This is a genomic window from Enterobacter sp. BIDMC 26 (assembly GCF_000534435.1).
GTDB lineage: Bacteria > Pseudomonadota > Gammaproteobacteria > Enterobacterales > Enterobacteriaceae > Enterobacter > Enterobacter ludwigii.
Genome location: NZ_KI973182.1, coordinates 269,202 through 285,404 on the forward strand (window position 1 = coordinate 269,202; position 16,203 = coordinate 285,404).

At 55.2% G+C, this 16,203-nt stretch carries 16 protein-coding genes; 12 read left to right on the forward strand and 4 right to left on the reverse strand.

Translation table 11 applies throughout. The features are described 5' to 3' along the window. Window positions 1-112 precede the first annotated feature (112 nt). From L462_RS21995 to L462_RS21975, 5 genes are all read left to right on the forward strand, one after another. A complete protein-coding gene (locus tag L462_RS21995; protein WP_151711980.1) occupies window positions 113-2,068 on the forward strand; it encodes an FUSC family protein in 1,956 nt (651 codons plus the stop codon). Then, window positions 2,058-2,273, forward strand: a complete 216-nt coding sequence (locus tag L462_RS21990; protein WP_020885123.1) for a DUF1656 domain-containing protein — start codon at window positions 2,058-2,060, stop codon at window positions 2,271-2,273. Before L462_RS21995 ends, L462_RS21990 begins: the two co-directional genes overlap by 11 nt. Further along, on the forward strand, window positions 2,270-3,133 hold the full coding sequence (locus L462_RS21985; RefSeq protein ID WP_032677594.1) for an HlyD family secretion protein: 864 nt from the start codon (window positions 2,270-2,272) through the stop codon (window positions 3,131-3,133). The genes L462_RS21990 and L462_RS21985 overlap by 4 nt, the downstream gene beginning before the upstream one ends. Window positions 3,134-3,338: 205 nt before the next feature. Beyond that, window positions 3,339-3,788 carry a peptidoglycan-binding protein LysM gene (gene lysM, locus L462_RS21980; RefSeq protein ID WP_020885103.1) on the forward strand — a complete coding sequence of 150 codons (450 nt, stop codon included), beginning with the start codon at window positions 3,339-3,341 and terminating at the stop codon, window positions 3,786-3,788. 44 nt (window positions 3,789-3,832) lie between these two features. Then, window positions 3,833-4,228, forward strand: a complete 396-nt coding sequence (locus tag L462_RS21975; protein WP_020885102.1) for a YidB family protein — start codon at window positions 3,833-3,835, stop codon at window positions 4,226-4,228. 70 nt (window positions 4,229-4,298) lie between these two features. Here L462_RS21975 and L462_RS21970 read toward each other — a convergent pair whose 3' ends face one another. Continuing rightward, the gene (locus L462_RS21970; RefSeq protein ID WP_032677595.1) at window positions 4,299-5,219 is read right to left on the reverse strand and encodes an AraC family transcriptional regulator; all 921 of its coding nucleotides are present in this window, start codon (window positions 5,217-5,219) and stop codon (window positions 4,299-4,301) included. A gap of 103 nt (window positions 5,220-5,322) precedes the next feature. Here L462_RS21970 and L462_RS21965 point away from each other — a divergent pair, with 103 nt between their 5' ends. Continuing rightward, window positions 5,323-6,156, forward strand: a complete 834-nt coding sequence (locus L462_RS21965) for an oxidoreductase (protein WP_014168986.1) — start codon at window positions 5,323-5,325, stop codon at window positions 6,154-6,156. A 73-nt stretch (window positions 6,157-6,229) separates the two neighbouring features. On the opposite strand, the gene L462_RS21960 is transcribed toward L462_RS21965, so the two are convergent. After that, the gene (locus L462_RS21960; RefSeq protein ID WP_032679651.1) at window positions 6,230-6,580 is read right to left on the reverse strand and encodes a helix-turn-helix domain-containing protein; all 351 of its coding nucleotides are present in this window, start codon (window positions 6,578-6,580) and stop codon (window positions 6,230-6,232) included. A gap of 332 nt (window positions 6,581-6,912) precedes the next feature. Between L462_RS21960 and L462_RS21955 the strand changes: the two genes are divergently transcribed. Together L462_RS21955 and oqxB are read left to right on the forward strand one after the other, a co-directional pair. Further along, window positions 6,913-8,088: an efflux RND transporter periplasmic adaptor subunit gene (locus L462_RS21955; RefSeq protein ID WP_014168988.1), complete on the forward strand. Its 1,176-nt coding sequence runs from the start codon at window positions 6,913-6,915 to the stop codon at window positions 8,086-8,088. 23 nt (window positions 8,089-8,111) lie between these two features. After that, entirely contained in the window at window positions 8,112-11,264 is a 3,153-nt protein-coding gene (gene oqxB / locus L462_RS21950) for a multidrug efflux RND transporter permease subunit OqxB (protein WP_020885098.1), read from the forward strand. A 69-nt stretch (window positions 11,265-11,333) separates the two neighbouring features. On the opposite strand, the gene L462_RS21945 is transcribed toward oqxB, so the two are convergent. After that, the gene (locus L462_RS21945) at window positions 11,334-11,810 is read right to left on the reverse strand and encodes an RrF2 family transcriptional regulator (RefSeq protein WP_020885097.1); all 477 of its coding nucleotides are present in this window, start codon (window positions 11,808-11,810) and stop codon (window positions 11,334-11,336) included. 330 nt (window positions 11,811-12,140) lie between these two features. Beyond that, window positions 12,141-13,520 carry an aminotransferase-like domain-containing protein gene (locus L462_RS21940; protein ID WP_032677596.1) on the reverse strand — a complete coding sequence of 460 codons (1,380 nt, stop codon included), beginning with the start codon at window positions 13,518-13,520 and terminating at the stop codon, window positions 12,141-12,143. A gap of 102 nt (window positions 13,521-13,622) precedes the next feature. Here L462_RS21940 and L462_RS21935 point away from each other — a divergent pair, with 102 nt between their 5' ends. The 4 genes from L462_RS21935 to L462_RS21920 all read left to right on the forward strand — a co-directional run bounded on the left by L462_RS21935 (window position 13,623) and on the right by L462_RS21920 (window position 16,185). Further along, the gene (locus L462_RS21935; RefSeq protein ID WP_032677597.1) at window positions 13,623-14,378 is read left to right on the forward strand and encodes an AzlC family ABC transporter permease; all 756 of its coding nucleotides are present in this window, start codon (window positions 13,623-13,625) and stop codon (window positions 14,376-14,378) included. After that, on the forward strand, window positions 14,371-14,670 hold the full coding sequence (locus L462_RS21930; RefSeq protein WP_032677598.1) for an AzlD family protein: 300 nt from the start codon (window positions 14,371-14,373) through the stop codon (window positions 14,668-14,670). The genes L462_RS21935 and L462_RS21930 overlap by 8 nt, the downstream gene beginning before the upstream one ends. A 117-nt stretch (window positions 14,671-14,787) precedes the next feature. After that, window positions 14,788-15,270: a glutathione peroxidase gene (locus L462_RS21925; RefSeq protein WP_032677599.1), complete on the forward strand. Its 483-nt coding sequence runs from the start codon at window positions 14,788-14,790 to the stop codon at window positions 15,268-15,270. 171 nt (window positions 15,271-15,441) lie between these two features. Then, window positions 15,442-16,185, forward strand: a complete 744-nt coding sequence (locus tag L462_RS21920) for an SDR family oxidoreductase (protein ID WP_032679652.1) — start codon at window positions 15,442-15,444, stop codon at window positions 16,183-16,185. Window positions 16,186-16,203: the final 18 nt, after the last annotated feature.

Sequence of the window (16,203 nt, forward strand, 5' to 3'; positions counted from 1 at the left end):
GGCAACATTTAGGTATTTTTTGACAGAATAGAGTATTTAAGCGGGTTCGCAAGCCAGTAATAATTCTGGCATGAACATATTAAACGCTTTTCATTTTCATTCGGGGCGCGCCATGCGTGAGCGCTTATCTCCCGTGCTGCGTAACGATGCCAGTGCGTTGCTCTATTCCGCGAGAAGTTTTGCAGCGGCGATGCTCGCTTACTCCATTGCGCTGTCGATAGGCCTCGAACGTCCATCGTGGGCCATTATTACCGTCTATATCGTGTCGCAGACGTCGGTGGGGGCCTCGCTGAGCAGAAGTCTCTATCGTCTGGCCGGCACCGTTGTGGGGGCCTGCGCCACCGTTGCGATCGTACCTGTCTTCGTCAATATGCCGATCCTCTGCAGCGTGATGCTGTCGGGCTGGATCACGTTCTGCCTCTATTTATCTCTGCTGGAGCGCACCCCGCGGGCGTATGCCTTTGTACTGGCCGGGTACACTGCGAGCCTGATTGGTTTTCCTGCGGTATCCGACCCCGGCGGGATTTTTAATATCGCCATTATCCGTGTGCAGGAGATTGTCATTGGGATCTTCTGCGCGGCGCTGATACATCGCTATGTGTTACCCGCGCGTATCTCCGGCCTGTTCAACAGTAAGTTATCGCAAACCCTGCGCGCCGCGCGTGAGCGGGTGGCTGACACCCTCGCAGGCAAACCCGTCGCGGTTTCAGACCCGCTGCATCTGGCGCTGGCGCTGCAGTTTCTGCAGGGTATAAGCCACCATATTCCGTATGATTTTGCCCTGTCTGCTCCGGTGCGGCAGGGCAGAAAGGCTATCCATGACCGACTGGCGCGGCTGGTCATCGTCAACTGTGAATTACGCGATCGCTTACCGGCGACGGTGCCTGCCGGGTTGCAGGTATTGCTCGACGACGTTCAGGCCTGGCTGGGGGATAAAAATGCTGCACGCCCCAGCACGGCAGATGCGTTAATAGCACGCAGTGAACAGCTCGCAGAGCGCTACGCTGCACAGGCCCGGACGATGGACGACGCGCTACAGGCCAGTTTTGTCCGTTATCTGACGCAGGCCATTGCGCTGTTGCAGCAGTGCGAACGTCTTTCTGATGCCATCCACCATGCGAAGCCCGCCCAGGGACTGACGGTGGGCAGGGCAGTTAAAGGGTATGTTTTTCACCGCGATCCTCTTACTGCCGCCCGCACCGCGCTGGGCGCGTTCGCCATTATCCTGAGCGGCTGCCTGGTCTGGATCTTCTCCGCCTGGCCCGATGGCAGCACGGCGGTCTCTATCCTTGGGGTCTGCTGCACGCTGTTTGGCAGTTTCGACACCCCGGCTCCGCACATAGTGAAATACATTATTGGCTCGTTCTGGGGCGTATTGATTAGCCTGCTGTACAGCTTTGCGCTGCTTCCGCAGGTGAGCGATTTCCCCGTGCTGGTGGCCGTGCTGGCGCCGGTATATCTGCTGGCCGGGTCACTTCAGGCACGTCCTCCCACCACGTTTATGGCGATGGGGATCACCCTGACGCTGCCGGTGTTGTGCGAGCTGGGTGCCCACTACAGCGGAGATTTTGCCACGGCGGCCAATTCCGCCATTGCGCTGTTTGCCGCAACCGGCTTTGCTGTTATCAGCATGAGCCTGCTGCAAACCGTGCAGGCCGACGCGGCCATCGCACGTCTGCACACGCTGTGCCAGCGCGATATTCGTCGCAGCGTGAAGGGCACGCTTCTGCTGGATGAGACGCACTGGACCAATCTGATGATTGACCGCGCTGCCCTGTTACTGCCGCGCCTGCAGCGCAGCGGACGTGCCTCAGAGCAGGTGCTTAACCCGCTGCTGCGCGCGCTGCGCATCGGCCTTTCGGTGATGCATTTACGCCGCTGCGGTATGCCCGCGAGCAGGGAGATCAGCGCGCGCCTGTATCACCTGAACGACACCGACGCCTTGCGTGAACACATCGCCGACCACATCCGCCTCTGTTTGCCTGCCACAGATGCACAAACGCGCCAGTTTGTCGGCCATCTGGTGGATTTACATTGCGCATTACGGAGGGCAGACGATGGTCAATGATCTGAATATCGGGGGCGTTTTTATCCCGGGACTGCTTGTCACCGCGCTCGCGGCGCTGGCGTGCACGCTGGCACTCATCGCGCTTTTATCCCTCAGCAGGCTCTACCGTCGTTTGCCTTTTCGCCCGCTGCTGGACGTTTCAACTTATCTGGTCACCTTTTTCCTGCTGATGCAGGGCCTGACCGCGCTGGGGTTATTTAGATGAAATCATTACTTTCTCTGGTCGGTCGCTATGCGCTGACGTTATGTGCCGTCGCGGCGGCCACGCTTCTGGCTTTTATGATGTGGAAACATTATGCGCAAACGCCCTGGACCCGCGACGGCCGGGTACGGGCGGATGTGGTACAGATTGCGCCGGACGTATCCGGGCCGGTAATCCGCGTGGCCGTCCGGGATAACCATTGGGTTAACCGGGGCGATGTGCTCTACGCTATCGACCCGCACTGGCTCACGCTGGCGGTGGCCAGCGCGCAGGCGGAGGTGGAATCCAGACGGCATGAGATGGTGATGCGACAGGATGCCGCCAGACGACGCGCACAGATTAAAGCCGCGATTTCCAGCGAGGATTTACAGCAAACGGGCAGCGCCGCGAACGTCGCGGTGGCGAATTATCACGGTGCGCTGGCCGCGCTGGAGCTGGCCGAGCTTAATTTGTCCCATGCCACCGTACGGGCTCCCGTCTCGGGTTATATCACCCATCTGCGGCTTCGCCCGGGGGACTATGCCACCGCGGGGGAGACTAAGGTCGCCATCGTCGATGCGCACAGTTTCTGGGTGGTGGGGTATTTCGAGGAGACCAAACTTCGACATATTCGCGTTGGGGACACGGCGCATATCGTGTTGATGGGCTATGACCCGGTGATTGCCGGGCATGTTGAGAGCATCGGCCATGGGATCGGTGATAACAACGATGAGACGGGCGGGCTTGGGCTTCCCGACGTCGAGCCGACGTTTAGCTGGGTGCGGCTGGCGCAGCGCGTCCCGGTGCGCATACATATTGATGCATTGCCGAAGGGGATTGAGCTGGTAGCCGGGTTGTCGGCGAGCGTGGAGGTGGTGCGTTGAGGGCGACGGGAGCCCCTGTTTATATTGCGGCATAACGGCGATACCAGGGCAAATATCCTGCACCCTGACGCTGATTGGATATACTTCATGTGGCAGGTTGTGCTGTTTCCCGATTTTTCAGCCAGAGCGGAGACACCGCATCGTACATCCTGCAACGGGATCCAATGAAAATGTTCACCATGAAACAGTTATGGAGGTGTGGAAGATGGGATTATTAAGTTTTGTGAAAGAAGCGGGCGAGAAAATCTGGGATGCCGTATCCGGCGGTAGCAAGGAAGATCAGGCCGACAAGCTGAAAAAACATATTGATAGTCTTAACCTGCCTGGTGCCGAAAAGGTCAACATTAATGTCGCGGACGACGGTACGGCGACGGTGACCGGCGACGTGGGCTCCCAGGAAGATAAAGAAAAAATTCTGGTGGCGGTAGGTAACGTCACCGGGATTGGTCAGGTCAATGATAGCGTGACCGTCACCCAAAGCGGGGTGGAAAGCCGCTATTACACGGTGAAATCCGGCGATACCCTGAGCGCCATCTCAAAAGCGATGTATGGCTCTGCCAATGAGTATCAGCGTATTTTTGAAGCCAATAAACCGATGCTGACGCATCCCGACAAAATCTACCCGGGTCAGGTACTGATTATCCCGGCTAAGTAAGCCGTCAATCAGGACGTGTTAGCGATGTTTGTAGGGAGTCTGTGATGGGATTATTAGATCAAATCGGCAGCCTGGCCGGCGGGCAGGGCGGTAAGACGGAGCAACTCCAGGCGATCATGACCTGGATTGAGCAGCAGGGCGGCATTCAGGGGATCCTCGAAAAATTCCGCAATGGCGGCCTGGGCGGCGTTGTCGAGTCGTGGCTTAGCCAGCAGAGTAATCAGTCGGTCAACAGCGAACAGATCACATCGGTGTTTGGATCGCCAGCGCTGCAGGATCTTGGCGCGAAACTGGGCGTGGATTCTCAAACCGCGTCGACGCTGATTGCTGAATACCTGCCTAAAATCGTCGACGGCCTTTCACCGCAGGGCGAAGCCCCGGCCCAGGGCGACCTGATGTCTGCGGGACTTAACCTGCTCAAAGGTAAGTTCCTGAGTTAGTGCAATCCACGGCGTGATGACGCCGTGTACATACCAGGCCTGTATTCAGGCCTGGTATGTAGTATCAGGCTTAATGGGAAGAGACAAATATCGACGCCTGCTGCACAGGCGGAACGGCGAAATTACGCTGCATGCGTTTTATTTCCTCTGCGGGTGGCAAACCAAACAGCCGTTTGAATTCACGATTAAACTGCGACGGACTTTCATAACCGACGGCGTAGCTCGCGGCGGCGGCGGTAATATGCTGACGCATCATCAACATCCTTGCCTGATGCAGGCGCACCGATTTCACATACTGCATCGGCGGCATACGGGTTATCGCTTTGAAATGGGTGTGAAACGTCGGCACACTCATTCCGGCCTCCATCGCCAGTTGATTAAGCGTTAACGGCTCAGCGTAGGCGGTATGGATGTGCTGCAGTACTTTGCCAATTTTGCCGAACTGCCCCTGTAAGGCCAGCGCGGCGCGCATGGCCTTGCCCTGGGCGCCCGTCAGGACGCGGAAATAGAGCTCTCGCACCCGCGCCGGGCCGAGGATCGCCGCCTCAAGCGGATTGTTCAGTACTTCAAGCAGGCGCAGCACGGCCGTTTTTACCGCGTCGTCCATCGGGCTCGACATCATGCTTTGCGGCGCAGCGGGAGGATGTGGGGCGTGATGCTGCTCAATCTGCAACATCAGTTCAGCGGCAAGCTGAAAATCCAGATGCAGATATATCGCCAGCAAGGGGTGTTCTGCCGATGCGTCGGTTTCCATCACAAACGGCACCGGAACCGACACGGCCAGATAGTGCTGTTCATCATACAGATAGGTCTGCTGACCGAAAAAGCCGCGTTTGCTGCCCTGGCAGACAATTACAATCCCCGGATCGTAAAGCACGGGCGTTCGCGCAAGCGGGCGGTCGGCACGCAAAATTCGCACATCAGGTAACGCCGTCAGGTTGTACCCCTCCTGCACCGCCAGTGCTTTTACTAAGGTAATCATCCCGGACATCACTGCACCTCATAAAATCAGGCAATAAAAAGAGAAGATACGGCCTAAAAATACGGCAGAGCAGAGAATACCATGCAATCTTCACTGTTCATGGGAGTTATTTATGGCATCTGCAAAAACAATCTTAATCACCGGCGTCAGCAGCGGCTTTGGTCGTGCTCTGGCGGAGGAAGCCCTCGCCGCAGGCCATCGGGTCGTGGGGACCGTGCGCACCCCCGAAGCAAAGCAGGCATTCGAGGCACTCGATACGCAGCGGGCATTCGGCTGCCTGCTTGATGTCACGGACTATGCGCACATTGATGAAGTGGTTACGCAGAGTGTGTCTGCCGTCGGCCCGATTGATGTCCTTGTGAACAATGCCGGTTACGGTCACGAAGGCATACTGGAAGAGTCCTCGCTCGCAGACATGCGCCGCCAGTTTGAGGTGAATGTGTTTGGCGCCGTCGCGATGATCAAAGCCGTGCTGCCGGGCATGCGCCAGCGTCGTCACGGCCATATTCTTAATATCACCTCGATGGGCGGTTTCATCACTCTGCCCGGCATCAGCTATTACTGCGGCAGTAAATTTGCGCTCGAAGGCATATCAGAAACGCTAAGCAAAGAGCTTGCTCCGTTCAACATACATGTCACTGCGGTGGCACCGGGCTCGTTTCGCACCGACTGGGCAGGACGCTCGATGGTACGCAGCGCGCGCAGCATCCCGGACTATGACGCGTTATTCGATCCTGTCCGCCAGGCTCGTCAGGAAAAAAGTGGTCAGCAACTCGGCGACCCCGTAAAAGCGGCGCGCGCCATGCTGGCTATCATTGAGAGCCAGAACCCGCCGACGCATTTATTGCTTGGCAGTGATGCTTTGAGTTTAGTGCGGGAAAAGCTTGCGCGTTTAGGTGAGGAAATCGATCGCTGGGAAGCGTTAACACGTTCAACGGACGGCTGAGCGGCGAACACGGGAACATGATTACAGGCCGGTTTGCCACCGGCCAGTACCGGTCGCGGCGAAAGCCGCGACACTATGTTGATTGCTGGCGTTCAGGGCAGACGGTATTGCGACGCCATGCCCCGGGGGCCTGGCCATACTGACGCTTAAAGCTGCGGTTGAAGGACTGCTGGGAGTCAAAGCCCAGCGCGATCGCCACGTTCAGGATCGGTTCATCGCTGTGGGTTAAGCGCTCGACCGATTTTTGCAGCTTTTGTGCACGAATATACTCGGCCAGCGGATACCCGGTATGTTCCTTGAAGATCCGCTGGAGATGCCATTTCGAGTAGCCGGCGCGCCTGGAAACGGTGTTAATGTCCAGGCGGCTTTCAAGGTTGTTGTCGATCCAGTCGAGTAGATCATGAATAAATGCGTCAGTGTTCATGGTTTCCCCCACGCCGCGTTTTAAAAAGCATTTTTGTCTGTTGCATTTAAAGATGACTCGCTCTGACATTAAATGCAAGTTTTATTGTTGCATTTAAATCCTTGCCGAAAACGCGCCTTTTGTCCCTGAGCCAAATAGCACATAAAGTGTATTAATTATTCTTGCACTAAATCTGACGCCTTCCTACAATCGCCGCGATAGTGTATTCGCAACTGTTACAGTTTTGTGGCGATGAACGACACAAATAGTCTCAAGCCAGTCCGGACAAAGGAAGTGGCGCCGCGTCTCCCGCAGCGTCTTGCCCGGCGGCTACCATTACCGGAATAAAAATAATGAGCCTGCAAAAACCCTGGGTTAACGTTCATCTGACGGCGCTGGGAGCGATGTTCCTCTCCATGCTGCTTGTCGGATGCGATGACGGCGTGGCACAAAATGCCGTCCCACAAGCGCCCGCTGTGAGCGCCGCTGACGTGGTAGTGAAATCCATCAGTCAGTGGGATAGCTTTAACGGCCGGATTGAAGCGGTGGAAAGCGTTCAGCTGCGCCCCCGCGTCTCCGGCTACATTGATAAAGTGAATTACACCGACGGCCAGGAAGTGAAAAAGGGCGAGGTGCTGTTCACTATCGATGACAGAACCTATCGCGCTGCGCTGGAACAGGCGCAGGCCACCTTAACGAGAGCCAAAACGCAGGCCAGCCTGGCGCGCAGTGAGGCTAACCGTACCGATAAACTCGTCAATACCAACGTCGTCTCCCGTGAAGAGTGGGAGCAGCGCCGTTCGGCCGCCGCTCAGGCGCAGGCCGACATTCGCGCCGCGCAGGCAGCAGTTGACGCGGCACAACTTAACCTCGATTTCACCAAAGTGACCGCGCCTATTGATGGCCGCGCCAGCCGCGCGCTGATCACCAGCGGTAATCTGGTCACAGCGGGTGACAGTGCCAGCGTCCTCACCACGCTGGTCTCCCTGAAAACGGTTTACGTCTACTTTGACGTGGATGAAGCAACCTACCTCCACTATCAAAATCTTGCCCGCAGCGGGCAGGGCGCGTCCAGTAATCATCTGGCACTCCCGGTTGAGATTGGTCTGGTGGGGGAGGAGGGTTATCCCCATCAGGGCAAGGTGGATTTTCTTGATAATCAGTTAACGCCGAGCACCGGCACCATCCGTATGCGCGCGCTGCTGGATAATGCGCAGCGTCAGTTCACGCCAGGACTGTTTGCCCGCGTACGCCTGCCGGGCAGCGCTGAATTCAAAGCCACGCTTGTCGACGATAAAGCGGTGCTGACCGATCAGGATCGCAAATACGTTTATATCGTTGATAAAGAAGGTAAAGCGCAGCGCCGCGATATCACGCCGGGGCGTCTGGCCGCCGGTTTACGTATCGTGCAGCAGGGGCTGAACCCTGGCGATAAAGTCATCGTCGACGGTTTACAAAAAGTGTTTATGCCGGGTATGCCGGTTAACGCGAAAACCGTTCCGATGACCGCCAGCGCCGCGCTTAACTGATCCCTTACCCGAGAATCCGACATATGGACTTTTCCCGCTTTTTTATCGACAGGCCGATTTTCGCCGCAGTACTGTCGATTCTGATTTTCATCACAGGATTAATCGCTATCCCGCTGTTGCCGGTGAGCGAATATCCTGACGTCGTACCGCCAAGCGTGCAGGTGCGCGCGGAGTATCCGGGTGCCAACCCGAAAGTGATTGCAGAAACCGTGGCGACGCCGCTGGAAGAAGCCATCAACGGCGTTGAAAACATGATGTACATGAAATCCGTTGCAGGCTCTGACGGCGTACTGGTAACCACCGTGACGTTCCGCCCGGGTACCGACCCGGATCAGGCGCAGGTACAGGTGCAAAACCGCGTGTCACAGGCCGAGGCGCGTCTGCCAGAAGATGTACGACGTCTGGGTATTACCACCCAGAAACAATCACCGACGCTGACGCTGGTGGTGCATCTGTTTTCGCCGGGCGGCAAGTACGATTCACTGTATATGCGTAACTACGCCACGCTTAAAGTGAAGGACGAACTGGCGCGTCTGCCGGGCGTGGGTCAGATTCAGATTTTTGGCTCTGGCGAATACGCGATGCGCATCTGGCTGGATCCCGACAAGGTGGCAGCCCGCGGGTTGACGGCCTCGGATGTCGTGACGGCGATGCAGGAGCAAAACGTTCAGGTTTCTGCCGGACAGCTTGGCGCCGAGCCGCTGCCGAAAGAGAGCGATTTCCTGATCTCCATTAACGCCCAGGGGCGTCTGCACACGGAAGAAGAGTTTGGCAATATTATTCTGAAAACGGCGCAAGACGGCTCGCTGGTACGCCTGCGCGACGTGGCGCGTATTGAAATGGGCTCTGGCAGCTATGCGCTGCGTTCCCAGCTCAACAACAAAGACGCGGTCGGGATTGGTATCTTCCAGTCCCCGGGTGCGAACGCCATCGATTTGTCTAACGCCGTGCGCGCGAAAATGAACGAACTGGCCACGCGTTTCCCGGAAGATATGAAATGGGCAGCACCGTACGACCCGACGGTTTTCGTTCGCGATTCCATTCGCGCGGTTGTGCAGACCCTGCTGGAAGCGGTGGTGCTGGTAGTACTGGTGGTGATCCTGTTCCTGCAGACCTGGCGCGCGTCGATTATTCCGCTGATCGCGGTGCCGGTATCGGTTGTGGGGACGTTCAGCATTCTCTACTTGCTTGGCTTCTCACTGAATACCCTGAGTTTGTTCGGGCTGGTGCTGGCTATCGGTATCGTCGTGGATGACGCCATCGTGGTGGTGGAAAACGTCGAGCGAAATATCGAAGAGGGGCTTTCTCCGCTTCAGGCGGCGCATCAGGCGATGCGTGAAGTTTCGGGGCCGATTATCGCGATTGCGCTGGTGCTGTGCGCGGTGTTTGTACCGATGGCGTTCCTCTCCGGAGTAACCGGCCAGTTCTACAAACAGTTTGCGGTGACTATCGCGATTTCGACGGTGATTTCCGCCATCAACTCGCTGACGCTCTCGCCGGCACTGGCAGCGCTGCTGTTAAAACCGCACGGTGCCCCGAAAGACTTCCCGACCCGGCTTATCGATCGTCTGTTCGGCTGGCTGTTCCGTCCGTTTAACCGCTTTTTCCACCGTAGCTCTAATGGTTATCAGGGGCTGGTGGGGAAAACGCTCGGACGCCGTGGCGCGGTGTTTGTTGTTTATGTGCTGCTGTTGTGCGCGGCTGGCGTCATGTTTAAAGCGGTCCCCGGTGGGTTTATACCTACCCAGGATAAGCTGTATTTAATTGGCGGCGTGAAAATGCCGGAAGGTTCTTCACTGGCCCGCACCGATGCGGTGATCCGCAAAATGAGCGAAATCGGGATGAATACGGAAGGCGTGGATTATGCGGTCGCTTTTCCTGGGCTTAACGCGCTGCAGTTCACCAACACGCCGAATACCGGGACGGTCTTCTTTGGTCTGAAACCGTTCGATCAGCGTAAACACACGGCCGCGGAAATTAACGCTGAGATCAATGCCAAAATCGCTCAAATTCAGCAGGGCTTTGGTTTCTCCATTTTGCCACCGCCGATTTTAGGGCTGGGGCAGGGGTCGGGTTATTCGCTGTACATCCAGGATCGCGGCGGTCTGGGCTATGGTGCGCTGCAAAACGCGGTGAACACCATGTCCGGTGCGATTATGCAGACGCCGGGGATGCATTTCCCGATCTCAACCTATCAGGCTAACGTTCCGCAGCTGGATGTGCAGGTTGATCGAGATAAGGCGAAAGCGCAGGGCGTGTCGCTGACCGATCTGTTCGGTACGCTGCAAACCTATCTGGGATCGTCTTATGTGAACGATTTTAACCAGTTCGGGCGTACCTGGCGCGTGATGGCGCAGGCCGACGGGCCGTTCCGCGACAGCGTGGAAGACATTGCGAATTTGCGCACCCGTAATAATCAGGGCGAAATGGTGCCGATCGGCAGTATGGTGAATATCAGCACCACCTACGGGCCGGATCCGGTGATCCGTTATAACGGTTATCCGGCGGCGGATCTGATTGGCGATGCCGATCCGCGCATTCTCTCTTCGGCACAGGCGATGACGCAACTGGACGGAATGTCTAAGCAGATCCTGCCGAACGGGATGAATATTGAATGGACGGATCTGAGCTTCCAGCAGGCCACTCAGGGCAACACGGCGCTGATTGTCTTCCCGGTCGCGGTGCTGCTGGCTTTCCTGGTGCTGGCCGCACTGTATGAAAGCTGGACCCTGCCGCTGGCGGTTATCCTGATCGTTCCGATGACGATGTTGTCCGCGCTGTTTGGCGTCTGGCTGACCGGGGGCGATAACAACGTCTTCGTGCAGGTGGGGCTGGTGGTACTCATGGGGCTGGCATGTAAAAACGCGATTCTTATCGTTGAGTTTGCGCGCGAGCTGGAGCTTCAGGGGAAAGGGATTATGGAAGCGGCGCTGGAAGCGTGCCGCCTGCGTTTACGCCCGATTGTGATGACCTCCATCGCCTTTATTGCCGGGACGATTCCGCTGATCCTCGGCCACGGCGCAGGCGCAGAAGTGCGCGGTGTCACCGGGATCACGGTGTTCTCCGGGATGCTGGGCGTGACGCTGTTTGGTCTGTTCCTGACGCCGGTGTTTTACGTGACGCTGCGTAAATTCGTTACGCGCGGCAAACCGGTCAACGACGTTTTACCTGCCTAGGTTTTTACAGGGCACAAAAAAACCGCCTTCTCGTTAAGGCGGTTTTTTTTCGTATCAGGAAGGGCATGGCTACGCTTTTTTATGCAGGCCTTCAATTTCAGGCACCGGATCGCACCCGCTGGTATCGGCTTTTTTGACCTTTTCCAGCGCGCTGGCCACGGTATGTTGAGCCAGAACCTCTAACGAAGCCTGCTCCGCTTCATCGGCGATAGATTTAAAGTACCAGCACGCGTTGGCGCTGACGACGCAACGAGCCGGTACGTCAGGACGCGACGCCCACAGCTTTTTATCTTCTATGACAGAAACATAGATATCACGCAGGGTGATCTTATCCGCCGGACGACCAAGATGAATAGAACCGTTACGGCCAAGGGTTGAGACGATAATGCCGTCACGCGTAAGCGGAACCATTAACTTGCGGATAAAGCTCGGATTTGCTTCCAGTCCGTAGGCCAGAATCGCACTCGTCGAACGTTCACCCGATTGCTCCGCCATCGCTACGCTGAGAACCATCTGCAAAGCTGTCGGGAAGCGGTAATCTAACATTTCATTGTCCTGGGTTGCGGTGAATCTTGTTCTTTTTGGCACCGCAGAGGTGAATAATCAATAAGTAACAATATAACAAATACGGCAATTTTTTTGAAGCAGACAACGCCTGACCTGGCCCGTAAAAAAGCGTTTACGCTTCGCGTCGAATGGCAGCATAAGACCCATCCATACGCTTTACCGATTGTATAAGCATCGTCTATTTCATCATGGCGACTGATAAAAATATTATGAAAAAATGCTGATCGAATCGCCGCTGATTTTTTGAGCACATAAAGGGAATGACATTACCCTCGTCAGAAGAAACAGGAGTCACACCTATCCTGTCATTCATACATTAAAAAGCGGGAACGGGTCTGGTTTCTGTTTGAGTTGCCCGGCAATCTCGTTGAGTTTTAAGAGTGCTTGCTTTAACTGGCTGAACTCCGTTCCGCCAATACACAACCTGACGCCGTACTGATCCGACTGTTGACCCACTTCAGTTGAGGCCGGTGCTGTCACTTTGATGCCTGTCGCCAGCGCTGCATTGTAGAAAGAGTGCGCGTCATCGCGTGAAAACGGTAACCAGAGATGAAAGCTGGGCAGCCCCGAGCGATAAACGTGCTCTCCTAAAATGTCGATAGCGAGTTGGTAACGACGCCGGGTTTCGTGTTCAATTGCGAGGGTGACGGTTTCTGCTGTGCCATCAATCAGCCATTGCTCCATGATGGAACTGCTTAGCGGAGAGACCATCATCGCCGTTGCCCTCAGCATGGATTCTGCTCGTGAATACAGCGCCTCTGGTACCAGTAGCCCGCCAATCCGCAATGCTGGATTAAGGATCTTAGATAAGCTATTCACATATAAGGTGATATCGGGGGCGATTTTGGCAATCTGTGGCAATTCTGTCGTGCTCATCAGCCGATAAACATCATCCTCAATAATCTTTATGCCCCTTTCCCGACAAACCCGAACCAGTTCCTGACGGCGGGCCAGGCTCATAATGCGTGTGGACGGACTTTGTAAGAGCGGCGTGACATAGACAGCACCGCCTTTTTCCGCATTTTCATCGAGGGTCTTTTCCAGAACAGAGACATCCATGCCTTCGTCATCCATCGGGATCCCCACTAATGTGAGCTTCAGTAAATGCGACAGCTGAATCAGCCCTGAATAGGTCTGAGCCTCAACGTACAGTCGGCCAAAAGGTTCACAGACCGTAGACAACGCTACAGAGAGCGCATGCTGAGCACCGTTCGTTAAGATGAGATGCTGGTAATCTGCCGGGACACCCAGACGACTGAACCACTGCGCAAGAAGCCGCCGGTGTTCATCATGGCCCGTTGCCGGGGCGTAAGTGTTAAACATATCCATGTCAGGACGCCGGGCGAGGGTGGTGAGTGTCTTACTCAGTGACCGGGAGGTCAGTGCTGCTGGCGGGGTGTTTTGCGACAGGTCGATAAAGGTTCGGCTTCTGGAATTGGCCAGCGCGACAAACATTCCGCTGCCCTTAACGCTTCGCACCAGACCCCGTCTCTCCAGGATCCCATAGGCTTTCGTTACAGTACCCACCGCGATACCGAGCGTATCTGCCAGTTCACGATGTGCCGGAAGGCGCGCGCCGAGCCTCAGCTGGCCTGAAAGGATATCGTCTGACAACGCCTGGACCAGCCGATCGGTAGGGGAGGAATTGCCTTCTGCAAGATGGGGTTGCCACGGAGAACGTTCGCGCATGAGATTACCATAAGTGTAATGTGACACTATTTATATTTACTGATAGTGTCACATCTTTTATTCTGGCGCCAGTATTTGAAATAGACGAAATGAGCGAAACGCATGAGTGAACAACGTGTGGATGTCAGTTCTGCCAGACCATTACTGGATAAGAGTGAAACGAAGAAAAAAGAAATCCTTCGTGGCCTGAAAGATGGGTTACCCGTATTACTGGGCGTGATCCCGTTTGCGCTGGTGTTGGGTGCGCAGGCAAGCCATAAGGGGCTCACGCCTCTCGACGTTCCCTTGATGACAGGATTAAATTTTGCCGGCGGGTCTGAATTTGCCGCCATACAAATCTGGACGTCGCCGCCACCTTTTTTACTTATTATGGCCGTGACATTACTGGTAAACAGTCGTCATATTTTAATGGGGGCGACGCTGGTTCCCTTACTTTCTCGTTTTCCAAAACGAAAAGTCTTACCTGCGCTTTTTTTTATGACGGATGAGAGTTGGGCACTCAGTTATAATGACGCGCATTCCAGAAATAACAAAACGGCGCCGCTGTTCAGCATGCCGTATTATATGGCGGTCTCTTTATCTTTCTATACGATGTGGGTTTTCTGTACCGCACTCGGTGCGTTAATTGGCCCGGTGCTGGGCGATGTTCACCAGTATGGTTTTGATATGGCCTTTCCGGCGGTCTTTCTTGTGCTGGTCAGAGGCATGTGGAATGGCATTCGTAAAGCTGTGCCCTGGATAATCAGTCTGGTCGTCTCCGTGGCGGTATGTCATTTTATTGCCGGCCTGTGGTACGTCATTGCTGGCCCCTTAGCAGGATTAGCCGTTGCCGCATTTTTAGGGGGAGAGGATGCCTGATTACCAGACCTTCATCGCCATCGTATTAATGGCACTCACCACGTATGCAACGCGTGTGACCGCTTATCTTATATTACGAAACCGGGTGCTTACGCCCAGGGCGATGACGGTACTTAAATCCTCTCCCGGTTGTGTCATGCTGGCTTTCATTGCGCCTTTTTTTGCCTCCGGAAATCCCGCAGATCTGATCGCGTTAGGGTTAACGTTGGTTGTTGCAATGCGCTTTTCAATGCCGGTGACGGTGATCTGCGGCGTGATGTTTGCCTTTATACTTCGCTATTATTTAGGGTAAGTTTCCTGACCTGCCGCGCAACCAGAAACAGAATCGACTTCCCACATTCCATTCCCCGCAGCTGTGCGCGACGTGGTAATGTTGGCGTCGAACAGGTTCTGCGTTGAGGATCCCGCTATGACCACGTTTTATCAACTGACAGCCACCCGTCTGGATGGACAGCCTGTCGCTATGCTCGACTTCGCTGGCAAGGTGGTGTTGGTCGTGAATACCGCCAGCCAATGTGGTTTCACGCCACAATACGGCGGCCTTGAGGCGCTTTATAAGAAATACGCCGCTCAGGGGCTGGTGGTGCTTGGGTTCCCCTGCAACCAGTTCGGTAAACAGGAGCCCGGCGATGCCGACGACATCGCCAGGACTTGTCACATTCATTACGGTGTGAGCTTCCCGATATTCGAGAAGATCGAGGTCAACGGAGCCGCAGCGCATCCGGTGTTTCGCTATCTGAAAAACGAATTGCCCGGCGTGCTGGGGGGACGAATCAAGTGGAACTTCACCAAGTTCCTGATCGGACGCGACGGTAAACCGCTCAAGCGTTTTGCGCCGATCACCACCCCCGAGAAAATGGAAGCCGCAATCCTTACTGCGCTTGAACGCTAAGTATTGTGGTCATGATGGCCTGAACTCAGGAGGGTATTCATTGCAGGGGGCGTTTATCGCGCATCGCAGACGCCATGCCCGCATCTAAAATAGCACTCACGGAAAGATGTCACTCCCTCTCCTCATGCTATATCTCCATAAACATACCCATTAATGAAAGGACGTATGGAGATGCTGAGAGGCAAAAGAGCGGTTATTACGGGTGGGGGCAGAGGATTTGGTCAGGCGCTGTGCGTATGGCTGGCGCGGGAAGGCGTTGAGGTAGAATTTTGCGCGCGGCGGGCTGATGATATTCAACAAACCTGCAGTCTTATCACTGCTGAAGGCGGTATGGCAAAAGGGTATATCTGTGATTTAACCCGGGCTGAATCCCTTTCTGCGTTTTCTTCACAGCTATTAACTTCAGACAAGCCCATAGATATTTTAATTCTCAATGCTGCCCAATGGTTGTCAGGAACGTTAGACGACCAGCCTGATACCGACATTATTAATACCGTCAGTTCCGGCCTGACAGCGTCGATTCTTCTGACGCAGGCTCTGTTGCCTGGGTTAAGACGTTCAGACAGTGCTGATATCGTCTCAATTATCTCTTCCTGCGGGATCCCGAATTTCACGGATTCAATTGCGCACCCCGCTTTTTTCGCCAGCAAACATGGGCTCAGCGGATTTACAACAAAACTCGCACAGCAATTGTCCGAAGAAAATATACGGGTTACCGGACTGTACCCTCCTGATTTCGAACTTACAGGGTTAGATTCGAGTGTCGATAGCCAATGCAGAATGGGAGAGCGGCTCTTGAACGGGCGATCGGTCTGGGAAGCGATTCGTTTTGTGTTGGTTCAACCGCGTAGTTGCCATATAACTAGCCTCTATTTTCAAGGTCCAACTCGTGAAGAGTTGAGTGATAGGGTCTAAATTGGGTGATGTTAAACA